The sequence below is a fragment of the Candidatus Tisiphia endosymbiont of Thecophora atra genome (assembly GCF_964026395.1).
In the GTDB taxonomy this organism is placed as follows: domain Bacteria; phylum Pseudomonadota; class Alphaproteobacteria; order Rickettsiales; family Rickettsiaceae; genus Tisiphia.
Genome location: NZ_OZ032145.1, coordinates 1,630,458 through 1,651,336, shown reverse-complemented (window position 1 = coordinate 1,651,336; position 20,879 = coordinate 1,630,458). Strand labels below are relative to the sequence as shown.

Here is a 20,879-nt window from a genome sequence, read left to right as displayed (position 1 = left end):
TAAACCCCGCAATTGTTGAAAGTTAAAAAATCGTCATCGTGCATAGGAGTCATTGCGAGGAGCTGTGCAAAGCACAGCGACGCGGCAATCTAGAATACGCGAAGCGTTACTCTAAAAAACAGCTTCGCTGTTTACCTAGATCGCCACGGCGTCTATCGATGCCTCGCGATGACGGTTTAGGGCTTACAAAGCTCATCGCGACTCATCTTCTAGACGAAAAAGTGCTTAAAACACCTAAAGAATCAGGTTTGCAGTGGTTTTGGCATGAAGTTTGTAGTCATGTAAATGATATTTTTTATTTGACAATGCTGGAATTTAGAGATATAATCTCTTTCATGTATATTACAACTGTTCCAAATAGAAATTCTCGTCCTGCAATATTGCTTCGTACCTCTTATCGCGAAGACGGGAAAGTATTAAATAAAACCATAGCTAATCTAACTAATTGGGATGAGTTACGTATTGAAGCTTTTAAGAAGATGCTTAAAGGTGAATTTGATGGTTTAGATGGTGTTCCTGAGGTTGGTGAAAGTTTTGGGACTATTTTTCTACTAAAAAGAATTGCTGATGAAATTGGTATTACTAAGGCTCTTGGTACTAGAAGCAAAGAAGCTTTATTGAGTCTATTTTTGGTTTTAGCACGCTTTGCTCACCAAGGGTCTAGACTTTCCAGCGTGAAATGGGCGAAATCGCATGCGATATCTGATGTATTATCTGTCGATTCATTTGATGAAAACCATTTATATCAGGCTCTAGAATGGTTAGAAGAGAACCAAGAAAAGATCGAATTAAAATTATTTAAAACTTATCAAAAGAAAAATAACAAGCCGCCTGTTATGCTTTTATATGACGTCACTTCCAGCTATTTCGAAGGAACAGAGAATGAACTTGCGGAATATGGGTACAATCGGGATAAAAAGAAGGGTAAAAAGCAAATAGTGATTGGTCTATTAACTGATGATCATGGCGAACCTTTGGCTGTTAGAGTTTTTAAGGGTAATAGTGCTGATCCTTCTACCATTTATGAGCAGATTGAGCTAGTAAAATCTAATTTTGGTATTAAGAATATCGTCTTTGTTGGTGATAAAGGAATGATTAAGAGGACAGGCAAAGAAGCCCTGAGCAAAGAAGGATGGGACTATATTACAACCTTAAGTAAAGTTGAGATTGAAAGCTTAAAGAAAAGCGGAGTTTTGCAATATAGTTTTTTTGAAGAACAGCTATGCGAAGTAACCAATAATGGCAAAAGATATATTTTAAGGAAAAATGGTTCTATAGCCCGAAAAGTTGAGTTTGATAGGAATAACCGAGTTGAAAAATTGGTTGCAAAGATTGAAGAACGTAATATATATGTATCAACCCATAAGAAAGCAAAGCTAGAACTTGGTTTAAATAATATTCAAAAAATTGCCAAAGAATGGCGGATAGATAAATTTATCAACCTAAAATTAGATGGCAACCAAATAGTGGTTGAAATTGATCAAGATAAGAAAAAAGAGTTGTTTGCTCTTGATGGTTGTTATGCGATTGAAACACAGATTGAAATTAAACTGATGAGTAAAGAATTGGTTGATAAAGCTTACCATAATTTACATGAAGTAGAATCGAATTTTAGCAGTATGAAGACAGGATTACTCGAAGTAAGACCGATCTTTTTAAGGAAAAGCAACAGAACGAAGGGACATGTATTTGTTTGTATGTTGGCATTAAAAATATGGCACTATATGAAAAATAAGTTGAAACAAGGTTGTGGCGTAACCAAGGATGGTAAATATAATGTGACCATTGAGGAAGCATTAAGAGAGCTGGATAAAGTATGTTTTTTATATTACACAATCAAGGGTTGCAAAGTTGCAAGATTACCAAAATTAAGCGAGTTTCAACAAAATTTATTCAATTTATTTGATTTAACGATGCCCCAAATGACAAAATCTGCAAAATGATAAAATAATGGTATGGACCTCCTGATATACAGAATGAAAAGCAGTGGCTAATCTTCTAAAGTTAATATTAAATATTAAAATAACAATCAGGAGGCTAAGATGGAAGTTACCACAATTGGTATAGATATTGCAAAAAGAATTTTCTAAATTCATGGTGTAGATAAAAATGGTAAGACGGTATTAAAGAAAAAATTAATGAGAGATCAAGTTTTAACATTTATGGCTAATTTACCAAAATGTTTGGTAGGGATGGAAGCTTGCGGCGGAGCTAGTTACTGGGCAAGAGAAATAACTAAATTGGGGCATACAGTAAAACTAATGGCAGCACAATTTGTCAAACCGTATGTTAAAACTAATAAAAATGATCAAGCTGATGCAGAAGCTATATGTGAAGCGGTAACAAGACCAAATATGAGGTTTGTACCAATTAGAACTGTAGAACAACAAGATATTTTATCAATTCATCGAGTAAGAGAGAGATTGGTAAAAAATCGTACTGCCCTTGCTAATGAAATTAGGGGTCTACTACATGAATTTGGTTTTATTATTCCTCAAGGGATCAATAAGGTTATGACAAAATTAACCGAGATTTTAGATGAAGGGAATTTAAGCCAGCTGGGTTATCAAACATTTAGTGAACTGAAAGAGGAATTTTTGGATAATGACAAAAAAATAAAAGAGATAGAAAAAAGATTAAAAATAATAGCTAGCAACTTAACTCAATATCAACGATTAACAGCTATACCTGGTCTTGGTTTAATTACTGCTACTGCTTTAATAGCATCAATAGGTAATGCTACAAGTTTTGAGAATGGTAGGCAATTATCGGCATGGTTTGGATTAGTGCCAAGGCAGCATTCCAGTGGAGGGAAAGATAAGTTGCTTGGAATTAGCAAGCGAGGTGATGTTTACTTGCGTACTTTATTGATCCAAGGAGCTAGAGCTGTACTAAATGCCAAGATAAGATTTACATCGGAAGAACAAAAATCTAAAAAAGATTTTAGCAAATTTACGCAGTGGATGTTTAATTTATCTGAGCGAAATGGACATAATAAAATAGTAGTTGCTGTAGCTAATAAACTGGCAAGAGTGGTGTTTGCAGTACTAAGGTCAGGGGATGATTATGTAGAGAGTAAAGTTTGTAGCACAAAGCTATTATAATTAACATAAAATAAATAGTGGTTTATTAATTAATAGGTAAACAAAGAATATGTAAGAGATTCCAACCCGGAATATGCGTGAGATAATAATATTGATGGTAAATAAGACAAACCTTAGCTTACAAAAAAACTGATGACTACAATGGCTCTTTGAAGCCGATAAAATGATAAGTATATAGTAAATTTGTAAGCCAGCGAATTCCATCAGGGCTGTAGGATAAATTACACATAATTTATTAACTATAAGCCGGATACATGTATGCATTTGCATTTTTGCTATTAGATGTTATTTTTTTCTTGCATTTTACAGGAGGTTCATACATGTAGTCAGTAACGAGAATTTAATTCTACACTCCACTCGTCGCATAATACTCACGTTCTATAGCATAATTTCTGCTCATATTTATCTCGAAGATGAGTAGCTCCGCCGCAAGCTTCCATCCCTACCAAACATTTTGGTAAATTAGCCATAAATGTTAAAACTTGATCTCTCATTAATTTTTTCTTTAATACCGTCTTACCATTTTTATCTACACCATGAATTTAGAAAATTCTTTTTGCAATATCTATACCAATTGTGGTAACTTCCATCTTAGCCTCCTGATTGTTATTTTAATATTTAATATTAACTTTAGAAGATTAGCAACTGCTTTTCATTCTGTATATCAGGAGGTCCATACCATTATTTTATCATTTTGCAGATTTTGTCATTTGGGGCATCGTTAAATCAAATAAATTGAATAAATTTTGTTGAAACTCGCTTAATTTTGGTAATCTTGCAACTTTGCAACCCTTGATTGTGTAATATAAAAAACATACTTTATCCAGCTCTCTTAATGCTTCCTCAATGGTCACATTATATTTACCATCCTTGGTTACGCCACAACCTTGTTTCAACTTATTTTTCATATAGTGCCATATTTTTAATGCCAACATACAAACAAATACATGTCCCTTCGTTCTGTTGCTTTTCCTTAAAAAGATCGGTCTTACTTCGAGTAATCCTGTCTTCATACTGCTAAAATTCGATTCTACTTCATGTAAATTATGGTAAGCTTTATCAACCAATTCTTTACTCATCAGTTTAATTTCAATCTGTGTTTCAATCGCATAACAACCATCAAGAGCAAACAACTCTTTTTTCTTATCTTGATCAATTTCAACCACTATTTGGTTGCCATCTAATTTTAGGTTGATAAATTTATCTATCCGCCATTCTTTGGCAATTTTTTGAATATTATTTAAACCAAGTTCTAGCTTTGCTTTCTTATGGGTTGATACATATATATTACGTTCTTCAATCTTTGCAACCAATTTTTCAACTCGGTTATTCCTATCAAACTCAACTTTTCGGGCTATAGAACCATTTTTCCTTAAAATATATCTTTTGCCATTATTGGTTACTTCGCATAGCTGTTCTTCAAAAAAACTATATTGCAAAACTCCGCTTTTCTTTAAGCTTTCAATCTCAACTTTACTTAAGGTTGTAATATAGTCCCATCCTTCTTTGCTCAGGGCTTCTTTGCCTGTCCTCTTAATCATTCCTTTATCACCAACAAAGACGATATTCTTAATACCAAAATTAGATTTTACTAGCTCAATCTGCTCATAAATGGTAGAAGGATCAGCACTATTACCCTTAAAAACTCTAACAGCCAAAGGTTCGCCATGATCATCAGTTAATAGACCAATCACTATTTGCTTTTTACCCTTCTTTTTATCCCGATTGTACCCATATTCCGCAAGTTCATTCTCTGTTCCTTCGAAATAGCTGGAAGTGACGTCATATAAAAGCATAACAGGCGGCTTGTTATTTTTCTTTTGATAAGTTTTAAATAATTTTAATTCGATCTTTTCTTGGTTCTCTTCTAACCATTCTAGAGCCTGATATAAATGGTTTTCATCAAATGAATCGACAGATAATACATCAGATATCGCATGCGATTTCGCCCATTTCACGCTGGAAAGTCTAGACCCTTGGTGAGCAAAGCGTGCTAAAACCAAAAATAGACTCAATAAAGCTTCTTTGCTTCTAGTACCAAGAGCCTTAGTAATACCAATTTCATCAGCAATTCTTTTTAGTAGAAAAATAGTCCCAAAACTTTCACCAACCTCAGGAACACCATCTAAACCATCAAATTCACCTTTAAGCATCTTCTTAAAAGCTTCAATACGTAACTCATCCCAATTAGTTAGATTAGCTATGGTTTTATTTAATACTTTCCCGTCTTCGCGATAAGAGGTACGAAGCAATATTGCAGGACGAGAATTTCTATTTGGAACAGTTGTAATATACATGAAAGAGATTATATCTCTAAATTCCAGCATTGTCAAATAAAAAATATCATTTACATGACTACAAACTTCATGCCAAAACCACTGCAAACCTGATTCTTTAGGTGTTTTAAGCACTTTTTCGTCTAGAAGATGAGGAGCTAGTTACTGGGCAAGAGAAATAACTAAATTGGGGCATACAGTAAAACTAATGGCAGCACAATTTGTCAAACCGTATGTTAAAACTAATAAAAATGATCAAGCTGATGCAGAAGCTATATGTGAAGCGGTAACAAGACCAAATATGAGGTTTGTACCAATTAGAACTGTAGAACAACAAGATATTTTATCAATTCATCGAGTAAGAGAGAGATTGGTAAAAAATCGTACTGCCCTTGCTAATGAAATTAGGGGTCTACTACATGAATTTGGTTTTATTATTCCTCAAGGGATCAATAAGGTTATGACAAAATTAACCGAGATTTTAGATGAAGGGAATTTAAGCCAGCTGGGTTATCAAACATTTAGTGAACTGAAAGAGGAATTTTTGGATAATGACAAAAAAATAAAAGAGATAGAAAAAAGATTAAAAATAATAGCTAGCAACTTAACTCAATATCAACGATTAACAGCTATACCTGGTCTTGGTTTAATTACTGCTACTGCTTTAATAGCATCAATAGGTAATGCTACAAGTTTTGAGAATGGTAGGCAATTATCGGCATGGTTTGGATTAGTGCCAAGGCAGCATTCCAGTGGAGGGAAAGATAAGTTGCTTGGAATTAGCAAGCGAGGTGATGTTTACTTGCGTACTTTATTGATCCAAGGAGCTAGAGCTGTACTAAATGCCAAGATAAGATTTACATCGGAAGAACAAAAATCTAAAAAAGATTTTAGCAAATTTACGCAGTGGATGTTTAATTTATCTGAGCGAAATGGACATAATAAAACAGTAGTTGCTGTAGCTAATAAACTGGCAAGAGTGGTGTTTGCAGTACTAAGGTCAGGGGATGATTATGTAGAGAGTAAAGTTTGTAGCACAGAGCTATTATAATTAACATAAAATAAATAGTGGTTTATTAATTAATAGGTAAACAAAGAATATGTAAGAGATTCCAACCCGGAATATGCGTGAGATAATAATATTGATGGTAAATAAGACAAACCTTAGCTTACAAAAAAACTGATGACTACAATGGCTCTTTGAAGCCGATAAAATGATAAGTATATAGTAAATTTGTAAGCCAGCGAATTCCATCAGGGCTGTAGGATAAATTACACATAATTTATTAACTATAAGCCGGATACATGTATGCATTTGCATTTTTGCTATTAGATATTATTTTTTTCTTGCATTTTACAGGAGGTTCATACATGTAGTCAGTAACGAGAATTTAATTCTACACTCCACTCGTCGCATAATACTCACGTTCTATAGCATAATTTCTGCTCATATTTATCTCGAAGATGAGACGCGAAGGTAGCTGACACTCGTACTCCGAGTAGCAATTTAGTTTTGGGAAATGGTATTACGGATTTGAGAACGAAAATAACGATCGATAAGACCATTAGATAGAAATCTTCACATCACCTAGCAAAACAGGTTATTCATCTTTTTTCTTATCAATGTCTTTCATTCCTTCCTTGAAAGCTTTAAGACCTTTTGCAAGATCTGACATCACTTGAGGCAACTTACCAGCTCCAAACAACACTAAGATGATTAATAAGATCACTAATAAGTGGCTGAAGCTCATTCCCATAATATCAATTTTATAAGTTTTAAGTTAGAATTACCTATAATATTATAGCAAATAGTTAATTTGATCTAGCATAAAAAAATACAAATTTATTATCAACCTCAATTTCGGATTAATTTCATTAATCCGAAATTGGAATGAGAATATAAACAATCAGGCTTAAAGCGGTTTGATGCCTGATTGTTAAATATTTCATTTGCTAATAATATTATTAGCTAAGATTATTAGCGATAATAGATTAAAATGCATTTGTGCCAGCCGCTTCAAGAATGCATTTTTCTGAGGTCATTATGAAAACATTTGAAACTAACATTACTAATATCTATGGTGTTCAAGGTAAGGTTTGGTTAGATGATTTGCCAAAAATTGTCCAAGGAGTACGGTTTGTCTAGCTTAAATCCAGTTAAGAACTTGAGTTACCATTATGTCCTAGCAGGCTTCCAAGGTTATCAGCCAATTATCTTAAAGTTAGGGCTAGACATTGATGATCTTAAGAGAGAATCAACAGCTTTAAAAGTTTTTTCTAAATTTGGGGGTGTGAAGGTTTTAGTTGAAAGCACCGGCTTACTGCTAGTTGAGCAGGCTATTTCTAATATATCATTAAAATCCTATTTTCCTGCTCAGTACACGACATAAAGATTAACAAAAAATTAATAGCCAAGAAAAAGTGTATAATAGTAGAAAATACGTAGTATAAAACATATCATTAATTAAACTATCGCAACTTAATAGTTAAATATTACTCAGTTATTTTCTATTTTTGTATTATAATTATTACGTTTTGTAAGACATTAATTTTTTGTTAATCTTTATGTCGTGTACTGAGGGAATTCTTATACTATCCCCCTAAATCATCGTAAGTACTTCCTGTTATTTCTACTGTTTCTATCTGGTCATAAAATTTTGCGGTCACAGGAAAAGCCTGATACTCAGGTTTTTCATAAAAATGGAAGACTTGTTGGTGTAATATTTTTTCGCTCTTACTAAGTATACCTGAGCAATAGAGAACACTAAAATAATAAGGATTAATTGTTTTGGGCAATATTTTACTCACAGTAGACACAGTAGAAGCTCCAGGCAGTACTGTATCAATTAACGGTATTTTGTTAAGCACGTCAACAGAATCCAGCCCTATACTCTGAGATTTTTCAGGGCTAGGAGGGGGCAATAGGTAAGCATTACTATGCTCCTTGATATAATTAGACCAACTTTTTGGTTTAGATTTTAGCTCTACTTCTTTTGCTAGTACTGACTCTAACATTCTAATATTAGGTGTTGCATTTTCTGAACATAACCCATGTTTAGATTCGCTGTTAATATAACACCATCCCTTTTTATGAGACGCAAGAAAATCTTTAATTGGTTCAAAATGTACAAATTCATCTTTAGATGACCCATTCTCAGTGTAACTATCAGAACTAGATCTTTCTATAGCTTGCTTTATCAATGTTTTTCCTGCTTTTTCATTTGCACTTTTCATGCTTCTTTTTATAAATAGGGCAGTACTAGATTGTTCTAGAACATGCTTAGCATGCTCAATAGTTATTATCCGCTCGGGATTCCTCTCTTCACTCTTCATAGTTCCTCGTATCAATATATTAATAGTGTCTTAGTAGTGAACATTATGTTGCTTACAGATTTAGTGATCAGGTTGATTTAATCATTTAACACCATTAGTGAGTAGTGCACAAGAAGATTTTGAAAATCAATTAAAAATTCTCAGTACATGACATAAAGGTTAACAAAAAATTAATAGCCAAAAAAGTATATGATAGTAGGAAATATGTAGTATAAAATATATCATTAATTGAGCTATCGCAACTTAATAGTTAAATATTACTCAGCAATTTTCTATTTTTGTATTATAATTATTACGTTTTGCAAGACATTAATTTTTTGTTAACCTTTATGTCGTGTACTGAGATTTCCCTGTAAAAGATTACGAGGCTATTAAAATAGCATGTAATGTAATGAAAAGATTACACTATGCACCTTTGCCATCAGAAGGTTTTCCTTATGTCACAGATTGGTTGGCAGTATTAGATAAAGAATGGGATGTGCCAACTTACTACTTAGAAAAAGCTAGACAATTGCGAGATAAATTACTAGGCACATCGTCAATGTTAGTTTTACTTCATGGTGATTTACATCATGATAATATTCTACAAAGTGGTGATAATTGGGTGGTTATTGATCCTAAAGGAGTTATCGGTGAAAAAGCATATGAGGTAGCAGCATTTATTCGTAATCCTCTCCCTGAACTCCTTGCTTTAGAAGATGTTAAGAGTATTATTGCAAATCGCATCATTAAGTTTACAACTCTCTTGGATTTAGATACGGAGCGAATTAGCGATTGGTGTTTTGTCCAATCTGTACTTTCTTGGGTTTGGGCTTTAGAAGATGGTTCTGACGTGCGTATGTTAGCAAATCTTACAAAAATTTTTGATATAGTCAATTGATGAGAATTTGGTGATGTCGTCACTCGTCTGTTATCTATAGGCTTCGCTCCATCGTTCCTAGCATCAAATTCTCCTGAATTGACTATAATCTGCTTATTAATACACCCCTAAAAAAGGGTTCTTATATCTAATTGAGGTTAGTATATTCATTTAGAATTCTCTTGATATTATTGAGCATGGTAAGTTCATTTTTCTTTCTAGTAAATACATAATATATTACTTTACTTATAGTGGTGCGTTTTTTAACTTGCACAACCAACTCTTGTTGAACGATTGTTTGAATTGTAGTTAGATTACCATTCATTAAAAATTGTGATAAAAGTTGAAGCTGTTCAACACTAAAATTTGTTAGTAATATTCTAATAATTACCGTAACATAACCTGCAGGAGTTGTTATACTAGTTCTCCTGACATGTTTTTTAAAACTTAAACTAGATGTTTTATTTAAATATTTGTCACTAAAAGTTTCTACAAAATTTATTTCACATAATTGTTTTTTTACTTCTAACCTTTCTTGTTCAATTAGTCTTAACGTTCTAACTGAAGTAACATTACTATTTATCTTATAATCAGCTGCGATTCTACATGTTATTACCTGTTGTACAAACTCTGCATAATTTAGCTCTTTTTTTAATAATGAAGTAATATTTTTAAATAACAACTGATACCTAGTTTTTAAAGCATTTTTAGTAAAACTATCTAAAGAAGTATATCGTTTGATAATTTTAACTTCAAGTTTTGCAGAAAATTTAGACTCAATAGAAGAAATCATTAAAGAAATAGTATGACCACTTTGGATATTTTGAGTTAACCTTTTTCTAATCTGAGCTAATATATAATTCAGATCAGAATCTTCTGTTATATTGAGCATCCTGATAGCATCTATATGCTTTGTAATATTAATTAAAATTTCATGCATAAAGACATTTTGCCGAAGTAAGAATCTTTCTATTATAGCGAACTCTGCATTTTCTATCTGATGTATTATTGCATTATAATTTTCAAATAATACTGAAAGCTCATACCCTGAATTATTAAGTTTACTGAAACTCTTCCTAAATTTTGACTCGTCATGTATTCTTAGCAAAATATGGTTTATGGTCTGAGATTTAATACATAAATCTTTTAGCCTATTATATAAGCAAATTAACTTAGCATTGGTTAACTCCATCAATACATTGTGATCATCTATTAAAAAATTAGTAATTTTTTTAAAAATGTATTCGTAATCTACTGTGTTCTCTTCTTTCAGTGTTAATAATATATTAGCATGAAATAACAAAGGAACAGATTCTTTCTTTATGTCAATAGTAGAATCAATCTGCCATAATTCTTTAATGAGCAACAATTGATCTAAAAGTAGATTTTGTTGCTCAAGCGATAAATTATCTAAATTCAAAACAATGGCAGTTGCCTGTAAATTATTTATAACATCTTGATTTTTAACATCTTCAATTATTAATATACAACAATGTTGTACAAAGTTTCTAGCTAAATCCATTACAGGTTTTAGTGCCTTATTATTTTCTTCATGATGTAAAGTGGAAGAACTTTTTAAGCAATCAACCAATTGATTAAGAGAGGTAACAAAATTTGTTACCTCTTCCATTTGATATTTTTGTTGCTTTAACGTTTCAATGGAGAGAGGTCCGTAATGCTCAAGAACAGAAAGCAAGTTCTTTTGACTATCTAGACTAAGATAATCAAGCAAGTCACTATTCTGTTGTAGAATCTTTATAATATTAAAAGTACGCAAAGACCTTTTTAAAGTACTAGGATACTTACAAGACACGATACATTCAGAGCTTAAAGAGACAAAACAGCCTTTTAATCTTTCTGTATACTTACTAATGACCTTAGTATTAAAATCTTTCATAATTAATTTTCTTATCGTGTTATTCAGTATCTAGGGAGGAGAATCAATTAACTAATCGGAACATAAGTTATACGGATGTATACCCATTTCATGCTACCATCAAGCATTATATCAGTATCATCATGGTATCCCAATATATTTTTCACTTCTTCTTGGGTTGTGTTACCTTATTTACAAATAAGACTTAATTATCACGAAAGTTACGCGGGGGTTCAAATCATTATAACAATATTTTTATTTTAACTAATAGTATTTTTGCATTTATTAGAAAAAATATTTATAGTATATAAATTAATTATTTTGTTACGAATAAGTAAAAATTTTTATTGCTTAAATACCAGTAAAACCTTATTTTTATAAGGACTTCTCATAAGGAATATAAAATCCTGAAGAGTAAAGTATTTAATTTAACTTAAAACTATATCAAAACTTATGCATAATATCCTTATCATTATAATTTCATTATTGTTAATATCATGTTCGGAAGAAAGTGATAAATCTAATAATAAAAACGAGCAACCTGATAATAAGGCTGAAGTGACTCAGGAAAAAGCTCCACAAGAAGAAAATAATGACGACCTTGCCAATGATAAATGGAATACAATAGTAAATCCTCAAGATAGTACGGTTTCAACTAATACGGAAGAACCTTTAGATACGGTAGAGGATTCTGCTACTAACTCTACTGATAATGTTAGCTTGAAACAGATGCCTTATAAACCAACTTTCAATGTTAGCCAAAATGATATAGTTCTTGGTAATGTTAAGGCAACTGTAGTGGTAGTTGAGTATTTTTCTCCAACTTGCCCACATTGTGCTTATTATCATGAAAAAATTCTACCTGAGCTTAAAAAGAAATATATTGATACCAATAAAATTGCTTATATAATTCGTGAATTTGTCGGTAATAAGCAAGATTTAGATGCAGCAATTTTGGCACGTTGTCCAAATGATCTAGAGAGTTTTCTTAAATTCCAAAGTGTAATACTAGCACAACAAGATAAATGGGGCAGTAGTAACAGATATCGTGAATTATTAACAAATATAGCTCAAATTGGTGGAGTATCCGCAGAAACTTATGCTAAATGTCTTAATGATAATCAAATTGTCGAAACATTACTTGCTAATACTAACCTTGCTGCTAGTTCACAAGGTTTTGTTGGTACACCCGCATTTTTTGTTAATGGCATACTAACAAATGGATATAGTTTAGAAATCCTTTCTAGGGTAATTGATAAAACGTTAGAAAACTCTAGTATACTCAAATGATTTGAAGAATTGGATTTGAAAATGAATGGTGAGCATGCTAGGTGTACATATAGTATAGTTACGCATGCGAATCCATGATATTTTCAAAAAACAATTCTTTAAAGCAGAAGAGTATATCAAATCCGAAAATTAATACACTTACTTAATCTCAACTATCGATGTAACAAGCTAATCATAGTACATTTTTCTATAATCGTCATAGCAAGACTCTTTAGATGCCATGGCGATCTAGGTAAACAGCGAAGCTGTTTTTTTAGAGTAACGCTTCGTGTATCCTGGATTGTTGCGTTGCCGCTTTTTCGCGACTCCTTGCTAATAGACGATCAGCAGCCATTTTAATGGTGGTTATATAAAAAAAGTAGGGTATTATGATATACTCGATGAAAATCAACAATTGCGTTGTCGTTGTCCAAGACCGCAGGTAGCCACGTACTAAAATGTACGCTGCGCTCCTCGGCTTGAACACTCCTAGCACTTGTTGATTTTGATCTTCGTCTACCAACTCTTCATTTACGAGCAGTATAACAGACCTTCTATGTTATTTTTTTAGATTCCCGCCTACGCGGGAATGACAGCGTTTTAACGTTAGTACTATTTGTAGTACTAGGCATTTTTGGCTAAAACCTTCTTTGGTTAGCTATATCATTTCTCTTTAAATGCTCTAAACATCGTATCAGTAATAGGATCAAGTAAATATCTCAGGAGAGTCCTTGTGCCAGTGACAATTTGAACTTCCGCTTGCATACCAGGATGTAACTCTAACTTTTTAGCTTTTGCAATCTTATTAAACTCATCCATATCAATCTCAATTCTAGCGATATAATAAGTGGTGGGATCTTGGCTTGGAGTATTTCTGTCTTGTACAATATCAGGAGATATTTTAACAACTTTGCCAGTAAATAACGGCGTTGTTCTAGATTTAAAAGCACTGAAGCGAATTTTTGCTACCAAGCCTTCATGCACTGAATCTATATTCTTGCTTGGAACTTTTGCTTCTATTATCAAACTATCATCAGTTGGAGAAATCTCTAGAATCGGATAACTTGGTGAAATCACCTGTCCTATTGTATGATAGTTCAATACATTTATAATACCATCAACTGGTGATTTAATAACCACTCGATTTAAAGAGTCCTGATGTGCATTAAATGCCTCTTTAAAACGAGCTACTAGCTCTTGTGTCTCTTTTAGTTCAGTCAGAGTTTTCTCTGTATATTTATTCTGTAAGTTAATAATGCTAATCTCACACTCTGTAATCGAATGCTTAATAGATGCAATCTCAGCTTCTGCCATAGCTATCTCACTTTTGTACTGTGCTTCCTTAGCTTCTAAGTCTAATAAAGCGGCTTTATTGGCAAAACCTTTTCCATGCAATGTATCCATTGCCTTTAAACGATCCTTAACAACCTCTAGAGTTTTTACATTTGCAACTTTTTTAGCCTGCGTACCTTCGATTCTTTTATTTAATTGCTCGATCCTTTGATGTAAGGCATTTTTTTCACTTTTATATACTTCTTTTTTAGACTGAAATAAATTTTCTTGGGTATGTATAATCCTTGCTACTTCAGGTAAATTGATATTTTTGGTTAATAATTCTGGGAATTCAATCTTATCTTGATTATCTCTCTCAGCAATTAAACGACTTTCCGTTGCTAAAGCATGTCTATATTGGCTTAAATTACTTTCATATGCTGACTTAATTCTTGTATCTTCTAGCTCTATTAATTTATCACCTTCTTTAACTTGATCACCTTGTTTAACAAAAATATTAGCTATAATTCCACCTTCTTGGTGATTAATTGTCTTCTTATTACCACTCGTTATAACAACACCCAATGCTGTAGCAGCACTATCAAGAGGAGCAAAACTGCCCCATACCCCTCCAACTAATACAAAAAAGATTATTACATACACTCCAAAAAGAATAGGGGATCTAGCAATCTGCACTACATCATTGCGATCAACATCATTATTTTTAGTAACAAAATTGACGAAGCGATCAAGATAATATAATGTATTTTTAATGGCATTAGAAATCTTTACTATTACCTTTTGTGATACAATAGCTCCCTTTGTTTTTTTCGTGTGTGTTAAATCATTTTGTAGCGACAAAAGCTGTTTAAGTTGCTCCGCTGTAAATGCCGGCTTATTGTTATTTGACTTTTCTTGCATATTTAGAACTTATTCATTAATGTGGATTACACCATTTTGTAACAGTTTAACTCGATTTTGCATTTCTTCTTGAGTGCCATAAAGAGCTACCGCCCCATCTTGTAATACCAAAATCTTATCTACCACCGATAATACAGAAGGTCTATGAGAGATAACAACTACAGCAATACCCCTAGATTTTGCTTGCTTTAAGCAATTTGATAGGGCTATTTCACCCGCTTCGTCAAGATTTGCATTAGGTTCATCTAAAATAAGTAGTTTAGGATTACCATAAAATGCTCTAGCAAGACCAACCCGTTGTTTTTGTCCACCAGAAAGATTAGAGCCTGCTGTTCCAATATCTGAATCATAGCCATCCGGTAATCTTAAGATCATTTCATGAGCCCCAGCAATTTTAGCTGCCTCAATTACTTTTTCTGGATCAGCATTTTCAGCCATCCTAGCTATATTCTGCTTTATACTACCACTAAATAACTCTATTCCTTGCGGCAAATACCCTACATGTTTACCAAAGTCTTCCCTGTTCCAACGATAAATTTCTCCACTATCAAGCCTAACAGTTCCTGACGATGCTTTCCATACCCCAACTAAAACTTTTGCCAAAGTTGACTTACCTGCTGCAGAAGGTCCTATAATTGCTAATATTTCACCAGGTTGCACCGCAAAGGATACTCCCTTTAAAATATATCTTGGTACTGGTGGCTGTGGTATATGTGGAGGAATTGGTATCGAATAATAAATATTTTCCACAGTTAAATGTCCTTCGACATTTGGAATTGGCATTGCTTCTTCTCTTGATTTATACGAAGCAAATAATTGATTGATATTTTTATAAGATTTTATAGCCCCGCTCATACTTTTCCATAACTCAATAGCGTTATCAAAAGGGGCTAAAGCTCTACCAACTATAATGGAACTCATAATCATACCACCAGTAGTCATATCTCTGCCTGAAGTATAAACAACAACAAAAGCACCAATACCAGTTACCAGCATTTGCATGACATTACGGATAAATCTTGAAAAATTAGAAATAGCACCATTACGGTAGCTAGCAATTGATTGCTTCTCCAAAGAAGCAATATTAAATTGATGCCAATTTGCCGTGACATTTTTCATCATGCCCATAGCTTCTACAACTTCTGAATTTCTGTTGGCGATGTCAGCTTGCGTCATACCCTTTATAGAAAATTCAGTAGCTTCACCGAGAGTTTTATTAGTTGCAGCCGCATTAAAGAAAGCCGTAGATACAATAATAATAGCCCCAACTAATGTAAGGATTCCAATATATGGATGAATTAAGAAAATTACTATTATATAGACAATACTCCAAGGAGCATCAAATAAAGTATTAATACCAGTACTAGTTAGAAAGGTTTTTACTGTTTGAAAATCACGAAGTAACTGACTAGCACCCATATTAGTACGAGTTGCAGAGGCTGAAATAGAGTGACCAAAAATTACAGGAGCAACTGTTTTATCCAACCATTCACCAACTTTAATTAGGGTGAATGATCTAGCAACTTGCAATAACCCATAAATAAAATAGATCGTACCAATAATAATAGACAACCACATTAATGTAAATAAGTTACCACTTCCTATAACCCGATCAAGCACTTGCAAGGAATAAAGAGGCGTTATCAACATTAACAAGTTAATAACAAACGCAAAACTAAAAACTATCCAAAACGCAATTTTGCACTTCTCAAGAGCAGTAGTTAGGGGATTTATTACTACTTGAGATACTAATGCACTATTATTTCTCATATTACCGTTGTTATATTATATTTTTCTGAATTATAATCTATATCGTCTAACACAAATTAAATTAGCCTGTTCTGATAATAGTAGTTATCTGAACCTGATGGCTTCCCGGCTCTATTATATTTTTTACTGCTAATCAATAAAAATTATACTATTTGTAATATTTTTATTTGACTCTACACTATACGCAAAATAAATAATATGGCAACCTCTTTATTAACTTAGAGCCTAGAAGTATAACCTAATTACTTTTTCGACAAATATCCTTTTATCAACTCCTCAGCAATTTGCACAGCGTTTAAAGCTGCTCCTTTACGTAAATTATCTGCTGTAATCCATAAATTAATGGTATTTTTTTGACTATGATCATTTCTAATTCGCGAAACATAAACAATATCTTTACCAACAACATCTATGGGAGAAACATATTGTGTTTTATCCAAATGAGAATTAACTACAATAGAGTCTGATTCTTTTAGTATTTCTTCTATTTCTTTAGCATCTATCTCTCCACTAAACTCAACATTTACTGAAATAGAATGACCAACAAACACCGGCACTCTCACGCAAGTTACACTAGATTTAGCATGTGATCCTATAATTTTTTCTAATTCCAAGGAAATCTTAGATTCTTCACTAGTAGAACCATCTTCATTAAAACTACCTATATAAGGAAATAAATTAAAAGCTATTTGCCTAGGGAAAATTTTAGGAGTGATGTCACTAAAAACATATTTTGCTTTAGTTTGTTCGTAAAGCTCATCCATTCCTCTCTTCCCTGCTCCTGAAGTCGACTGATAAGTCGATATCAGCATTCTCTTAATCTTTACTGCATTATCCAAAGGCTTTAATACAGTAGCTATAGGAGCAGTACAACAATTCGGATTAGCTATAATATTTTTAATAGTATAATCTTTTAGGCTCGCTAAATTGGCTTCTGGAACTATCAAAGGAACATCAGGATCAAGTCTAAAAAATGACGATTTATCGATAACTATGCAACCTTGCTCGACAATTTTGGGTATATATTTCATTGATATTTCTGATCTAGCTGCGAAAAAAGCAATATCTATTTTGCTAAAATCTACACTATCTATATCAAATATTTTTATACTATCTTCCCCAAAACTAACCTCTTTACCTGTAGATTCACTCGAGGCTACAGCATAGAGTTTATTAATTGGAAAACCCCTCTCAAACAAAATCTCTAAAGTCTCACGCCCAACATTACCCGACGCACCAATTACCGCAATATTATATTGTTTTGTCATTTACATTTATTTTTTTATTATTCTTACAAGCTTCATGGATTGCCACGCTCACGTACGTTCGCTCGCAATGACATATACGTCTATAAAACGTCATTGCGAGGAGACCGTAGGTCGACGAAGCAATCTATAATTTCACCGAATTTGGAATGAGAATATAGCAAACCAAATTAATTGACTATATCAGCTTAGAAATAGTTTTTCCCCCTACAATATGGAAATGAAAATGGAACACACTTTGTCCAGATTTTATCCCTTTATTAGTAATCAAACGATAGCCATCTTGATCTAAACCAACTAGCGATGCAATATAGGCTAGTTTGGTGAAATAATCTTTAATTTCATCGCTAGAAGCTTTAAGGATAAAATCACTATAGTCAATATACTCCTTTTTTGGTATAATTATTATATGTACTGGAGCTACAGGATTTATATCATTAAATGCTATTAGATTATCATCTTCATATATTATCTCTGCTGGAATATCTTTACCAATAATTTTTACAAAAACATTATTCTTGTCATACATATTATACTCTCATTTTATATTCCCAAATGTCAAACTGAGATTACTATAACACATTTTTTTCATCCACTAAGCGTCCTAAGAATTTTAATTCAGCTTCTATCTCAGATTTTGCTAATATTATGTCTGTAAGCTGGTATTTCTTTTTTTGCAAATCATATTCTCTCATATCATCGCTGAAAAAACCAAATATCAACATAATGGCGAATTGACTTACAGAAGTAAAATTAGTACAACCTAAATTTGATATAACAATACTTAATATCAAAGTAGTTATTAGTGGTAACCACATTCTATGATATAATGCCCAAAACACGCTTAAAAACGCAGCAAATAATGAAAAACCTTGCTTAATAAGAATAAAATCATTATCTTTTTTTTGAGGATTAACATATATTGAATAAATATTCATAGAAAAGTCTTGTAATTACGATATTAAATGATTACTTAAATACCATAATAATAAACAAATAGCCAAACATCAATATTTAAAAGATTCTTTATGTCAGATAATTCGCCCGGCTCTGTTACATTACACGGGACTACTATACTTTGCTTAAGAAAAGGTGGGAATGTTGTAATCGCAGCGGATGGTCAGGTCTCCCATGGTAATACAATTTTAAAATCTACAGCAAGAAAATTAAGAGTCATGTTCAATAATAGTATTATTGCTGGCTTCGCTGGATCTACTGCAGATGCTCTAACTTTATTTGAAAAATTAGAATTAAAGTTGGAAAAATATTCGTATCAGTTACTGAGAAGTGCTGTAGAACTGGCAAAAGATTGGCGTAGCGATAAATATTTACGTAAACTTGAAGCAATGATGATCGTTGCAGATCAAAAAAATATATTAATTTTAACTGGTAATGGCGATGTAGTTGAACCTGATGGTGATGCTGCTGCTATTGGCTCTGGTGGATTATATGCACTGTCTGCTGCTAGAGGTTTAATGTCTTTTGACAATGACCTAACTGCAGAAGAGATTGCTTTAAAATCAATGAATATTGCAGCTGATATCTGTGTTTTCTCTAATCATAATATTATTCTAGAAAAAGTTAAAGTTATATGAGTATTAATCTTAAAAAAAAATCTATGGGATTAACTCCCGCTAAAATCGTAGCTGAACTTGATAGATTCATTGTTGGGCAATATAAAGCTAAAAAAGCTGTTGCGATAGCGTTGCGGAATCGCTGCAGACGTAGAAATGTAGACGAACCACTTCGTCAAGAAATCGTGCCAAAAAATATTTTAATGATAGGACCAACTGGCGTAGGTAAGACTGAAATCGCTAGGCGACTTGCTAAGCTTAGCGGCTCACCATTTCTTAAAGTAGAAGCAACAAAATTCACTGAAGTAGGATATGTTGGACGAGATGTTGAGTCAATAATACGAGACTTAGTGGAAATAGCTGTTAACACACAAAAAGCTAATGCTAAAAAAGCAGTGATTGCTAATGCACATTTAAAAACTGTAGAAAGGATTTTGGATGCTTTAGTCGGTAAATCAGCATCAACTGAAACTAGAGAAAAATTCTGCCGCAAGCTTGAAAAAGGTGAACTCGACAATACTGAAATTGAAATAAGTATAACAGATTCAGGGGGCTTATTTGGTAGTAGTAATTTTGAGATTCCTGGTATGCCAGGAGCTGCCATGGGCGTATTAAATATTTCTGATATGATCGGCAAGGCTATCGGTACTAATAAAACAAAAACTAAGAAAATGCTGGTTAAAGATGCTCGTTTAATTATTTCTGCTGAAGAGTCAGAAAAATTGATCGATCAAGAAAAAATTACTCAAGATGCCTTAGTGCTAGTACAAAATGATGGTATAGTATTTTTGGATGAAATAGATAAAATCACCTCAAGAGCTGAGGGAAAAAGTTCAGAAATTAGTAGAGAAGGAGTGCAGAGAGATTTATTACCTATTATTGAGGGTACAACAGTTAATACAAAACATGGTCCTATAGAAACTGCTCATATATTATTTATAGCATCAGGGGCTTTTCATTTATCAAAACCATCTGATTTATTACCTGAATTGCAAGGAAGGCTACCTATTAGAGTAGAGTTAAGCTCGCTCACTAAGGACGATATGATAAAAATTTTAATTGAACCAGAATCAAGTTTAATAAAACAATATTCAGCCTTAATCGCAACCGAAGGGGTAAAATTAAAATTTACTGATAATGCAATAGATAAAATTGCTACTTATGCAGCAAATGTTAATTTAGAAGTTGAAGATATTGGAGCAAGAAGATTACATACTATTCTAGAAAATTTATTGGAGGAGATAAGCTTCAATGCAAGTGATACGAAAGAAAAAGAGATAGTTATTGACGAACATTTTGTTGACCAGCAATTATCAAAAATTATCAAAAATCTTGATCTAGTAAAATTTATTTTATAAAA

The 20,879-nt window shown here is 32.7% G+C and carries 17 protein-coding genes and 1 pseudogene; 8 read left to right on the top strand and 10 right to left on the bottom strand.

Features of this window, described 5'->3' with window-relative positions:
• Positions 1-221: 221 nt before the first annotated feature.
• Complete coding sequence (locus AAGD45_RS07790) at positions 222-1,943, top strand: IS1634 family transposase (RefSeq protein WP_341760804.1); 1,722 nt, start codon at positions 222-224, stop codon at positions 1,941-1,943.
• 147 nt (positions 1,944-2,090) lie between these two features.
• Positions 2,091-3,104 carry an IS110 family transposase gene (locus tag AAGD45_RS07785; protein ID WP_341762176.1) on the top strand — a complete coding sequence of 338 codons (1,014 nt, stop codon included), beginning with the start codon at positions 2,091-2,093 and terminating at the stop codon, positions 3,102-3,104.
• Between the two features lie 413 nt (positions 3,105-3,517).
• On the opposite strand, the pseudogene AAGD45_RS07780 reads toward AAGD45_RS07785, so the two are convergent.
• A pseudogene (locus tag AAGD45_RS07780) lies at positions 3,518-3,646 on the bottom strand (IS110 family transposase); the annotation flags it as partial.
• A gap of 147 nt (positions 3,647-3,793) precedes the next feature.
• On the bottom strand, positions 3,794-5,515 hold the full coding sequence (locus tag AAGD45_RS07775) for an IS1634 family transposase (protein ID WP_341760804.1): 1,722 nt from the start codon (positions 5,513-5,515) through the stop codon (positions 3,794-3,796).
• Between the two features lie 73 nt (positions 5,516-5,588).
• Here AAGD45_RS07775 and AAGD45_RS07770 point away from each other — a divergent pair, with 73 nt between their 5' ends.
• The gene (locus AAGD45_RS07770) at positions 5,589-6,431 is read left to right on the top strand and encodes an IS110 family transposase (RefSeq protein WP_410521089.1); all 843 of its coding nucleotides are present in this window, start codon (positions 5,589-5,591) and stop codon (positions 6,429-6,431) included.
• A 550-nt stretch (positions 6,432-6,981) separates the two neighbouring features.
• On the opposite strand, the gene AAGD45_RS07765 is transcribed toward AAGD45_RS07770, so the two are convergent.
• Positions 6,982-7,137, bottom strand: coding sequence for a Sec-independent protein translocase subunit TatA (locus AAGD45_RS07765; RefSeq protein WP_341747719.1), 156 nt, complete (start codon positions 7,135-7,137; stop codon positions 6,982-6,984).
• A gap of 381 nt (positions 7,138-7,518) precedes the next feature.
• Between AAGD45_RS07765 and AAGD45_RS07760 the strand changes: the two genes are divergently transcribed.
• Positions 7,519-7,770 carry a hypothetical protein gene (locus AAGD45_RS07760; protein ID WP_341761326.1) on the top strand — a complete coding sequence of 84 codons (252 nt, stop codon included), beginning with the start codon at positions 7,519-7,521 and terminating at the stop codon, positions 7,768-7,770.
• 202 nt (positions 7,771-7,972) lie between these two features.
• Here AAGD45_RS07760 and AAGD45_RS07755 read toward each other — a convergent pair whose 3' ends face one another.
• The gene (locus tag AAGD45_RS07755; RefSeq protein WP_341761325.1) at positions 7,973-8,713 is read right to left on the bottom strand and encodes a hypothetical protein; all 741 of its coding nucleotides are present in this window, start codon (positions 8,711-8,713) and stop codon (positions 7,973-7,975) included.
• A 391-nt stretch (positions 8,714-9,104) separates the two neighbouring features.
• Here AAGD45_RS07755 and AAGD45_RS07750 point away from each other — a divergent pair, with 391 nt between their 5' ends.
• The gene (locus AAGD45_RS07750; protein WP_341761324.1) at positions 9,105-9,593 is read left to right on the top strand and encodes an aminoglycoside phosphotransferase family protein; all 489 of its coding nucleotides are present in this window, start codon (positions 9,105-9,107) and stop codon (positions 9,591-9,593) included.
• Positions 9,594-9,720: 127 nt separating this feature from the next.
• On the opposite strand, the gene AAGD45_RS07745 is transcribed toward AAGD45_RS07750, so the two are convergent.
• Entirely contained in the window at positions 9,721-11,469 is a 1,749-nt protein-coding gene (locus AAGD45_RS07745) for a hypothetical protein (protein ID WP_341761323.1), read from the bottom strand.
• Between the two features lie 432 nt (positions 11,470-11,901).
• Here AAGD45_RS07745 and AAGD45_RS07740 point away from each other — a divergent pair, with 432 nt between their 5' ends.
• Entirely contained in the window at positions 11,902-12,738 is an 837-nt protein-coding gene (locus tag AAGD45_RS07740) for a DsbA family protein (RefSeq protein ID WP_341761322.1), read from the top strand.
• A gap of 642 nt (positions 12,739-13,380) precedes the next feature.
• Here AAGD45_RS07740 and AAGD45_RS07735 read toward each other — a convergent pair.
• The 5 genes from AAGD45_RS07735 to AAGD45_RS07715 all read right to left on the bottom strand — a co-directional run bounded on the left by AAGD45_RS07735 (position 13,381) and on the right by AAGD45_RS07715 (position 18,883).
• On the bottom strand, positions 13,381-14,910 hold the full coding sequence (locus tag AAGD45_RS07735) for an HlyD family type I secretion periplasmic adaptor subunit (protein WP_341761321.1): 1,530 nt from the start codon (positions 14,908-14,910) through the stop codon (positions 13,381-13,383).
• A gap of 9 nt (positions 14,911-14,919) precedes the next feature.
• Complete coding sequence (locus tag AAGD45_RS07730; protein ID WP_341761320.1) at positions 14,920-16,680, bottom strand: type I secretion system permease/ATPase; 1,761 nt, start codon at positions 16,678-16,680, stop codon at positions 14,920-14,922.
• A 242-nt stretch (positions 16,681-16,922) separates the two neighbouring features.
• On the bottom strand, positions 16,923-17,948 hold the full coding sequence (gene asd / locus AAGD45_RS07725) for an aspartate-semialdehyde dehydrogenase (RefSeq protein WP_341761319.1): 1,026 nt from the start codon (positions 17,946-17,948) through the stop codon (positions 16,923-16,925).
• 175 nt (positions 17,949-18,123) lie between these two features.
• Complete coding sequence (locus AAGD45_RS07720; protein ID WP_341761318.1) at positions 18,124-18,474, bottom strand: HIT domain-containing protein; 351 nt, start codon at positions 18,472-18,474, stop codon at positions 18,124-18,126.
• Between the two features lie 43 nt (positions 18,475-18,517).
• On the bottom strand, positions 18,518-18,883 hold the full coding sequence (locus AAGD45_RS07715; RefSeq protein WP_341761317.1) for a DUF2628 domain-containing protein: 366 nt from the start codon (positions 18,881-18,883) through the stop codon (positions 18,518-18,520).
• A gap of 90 nt (positions 18,884-18,973) precedes the next feature.
• On the opposite strand from AAGD45_RS07715, the gene hslV reads away from it, so the two are divergent.
• Entirely contained in the window at positions 18,974-19,540 is a 567-nt protein-coding gene (gene hslV, locus AAGD45_RS07710; protein ID WP_341761316.1) for an ATP-dependent protease subunit HslV, read from the top strand.
• Entirely contained in the window at positions 19,537-20,877 is a 1,341-nt protein-coding gene (gene hslU, locus AAGD45_RS07705) for an ATP-dependent protease ATPase subunit HslU (protein WP_341761315.1), read from the top strand. Before hslV ends, hslU begins: the two co-directional genes overlap by 4 nt.
• The last annotated feature ends 2 nt before the right edge of the window (positions 20,878-20,879 follow it).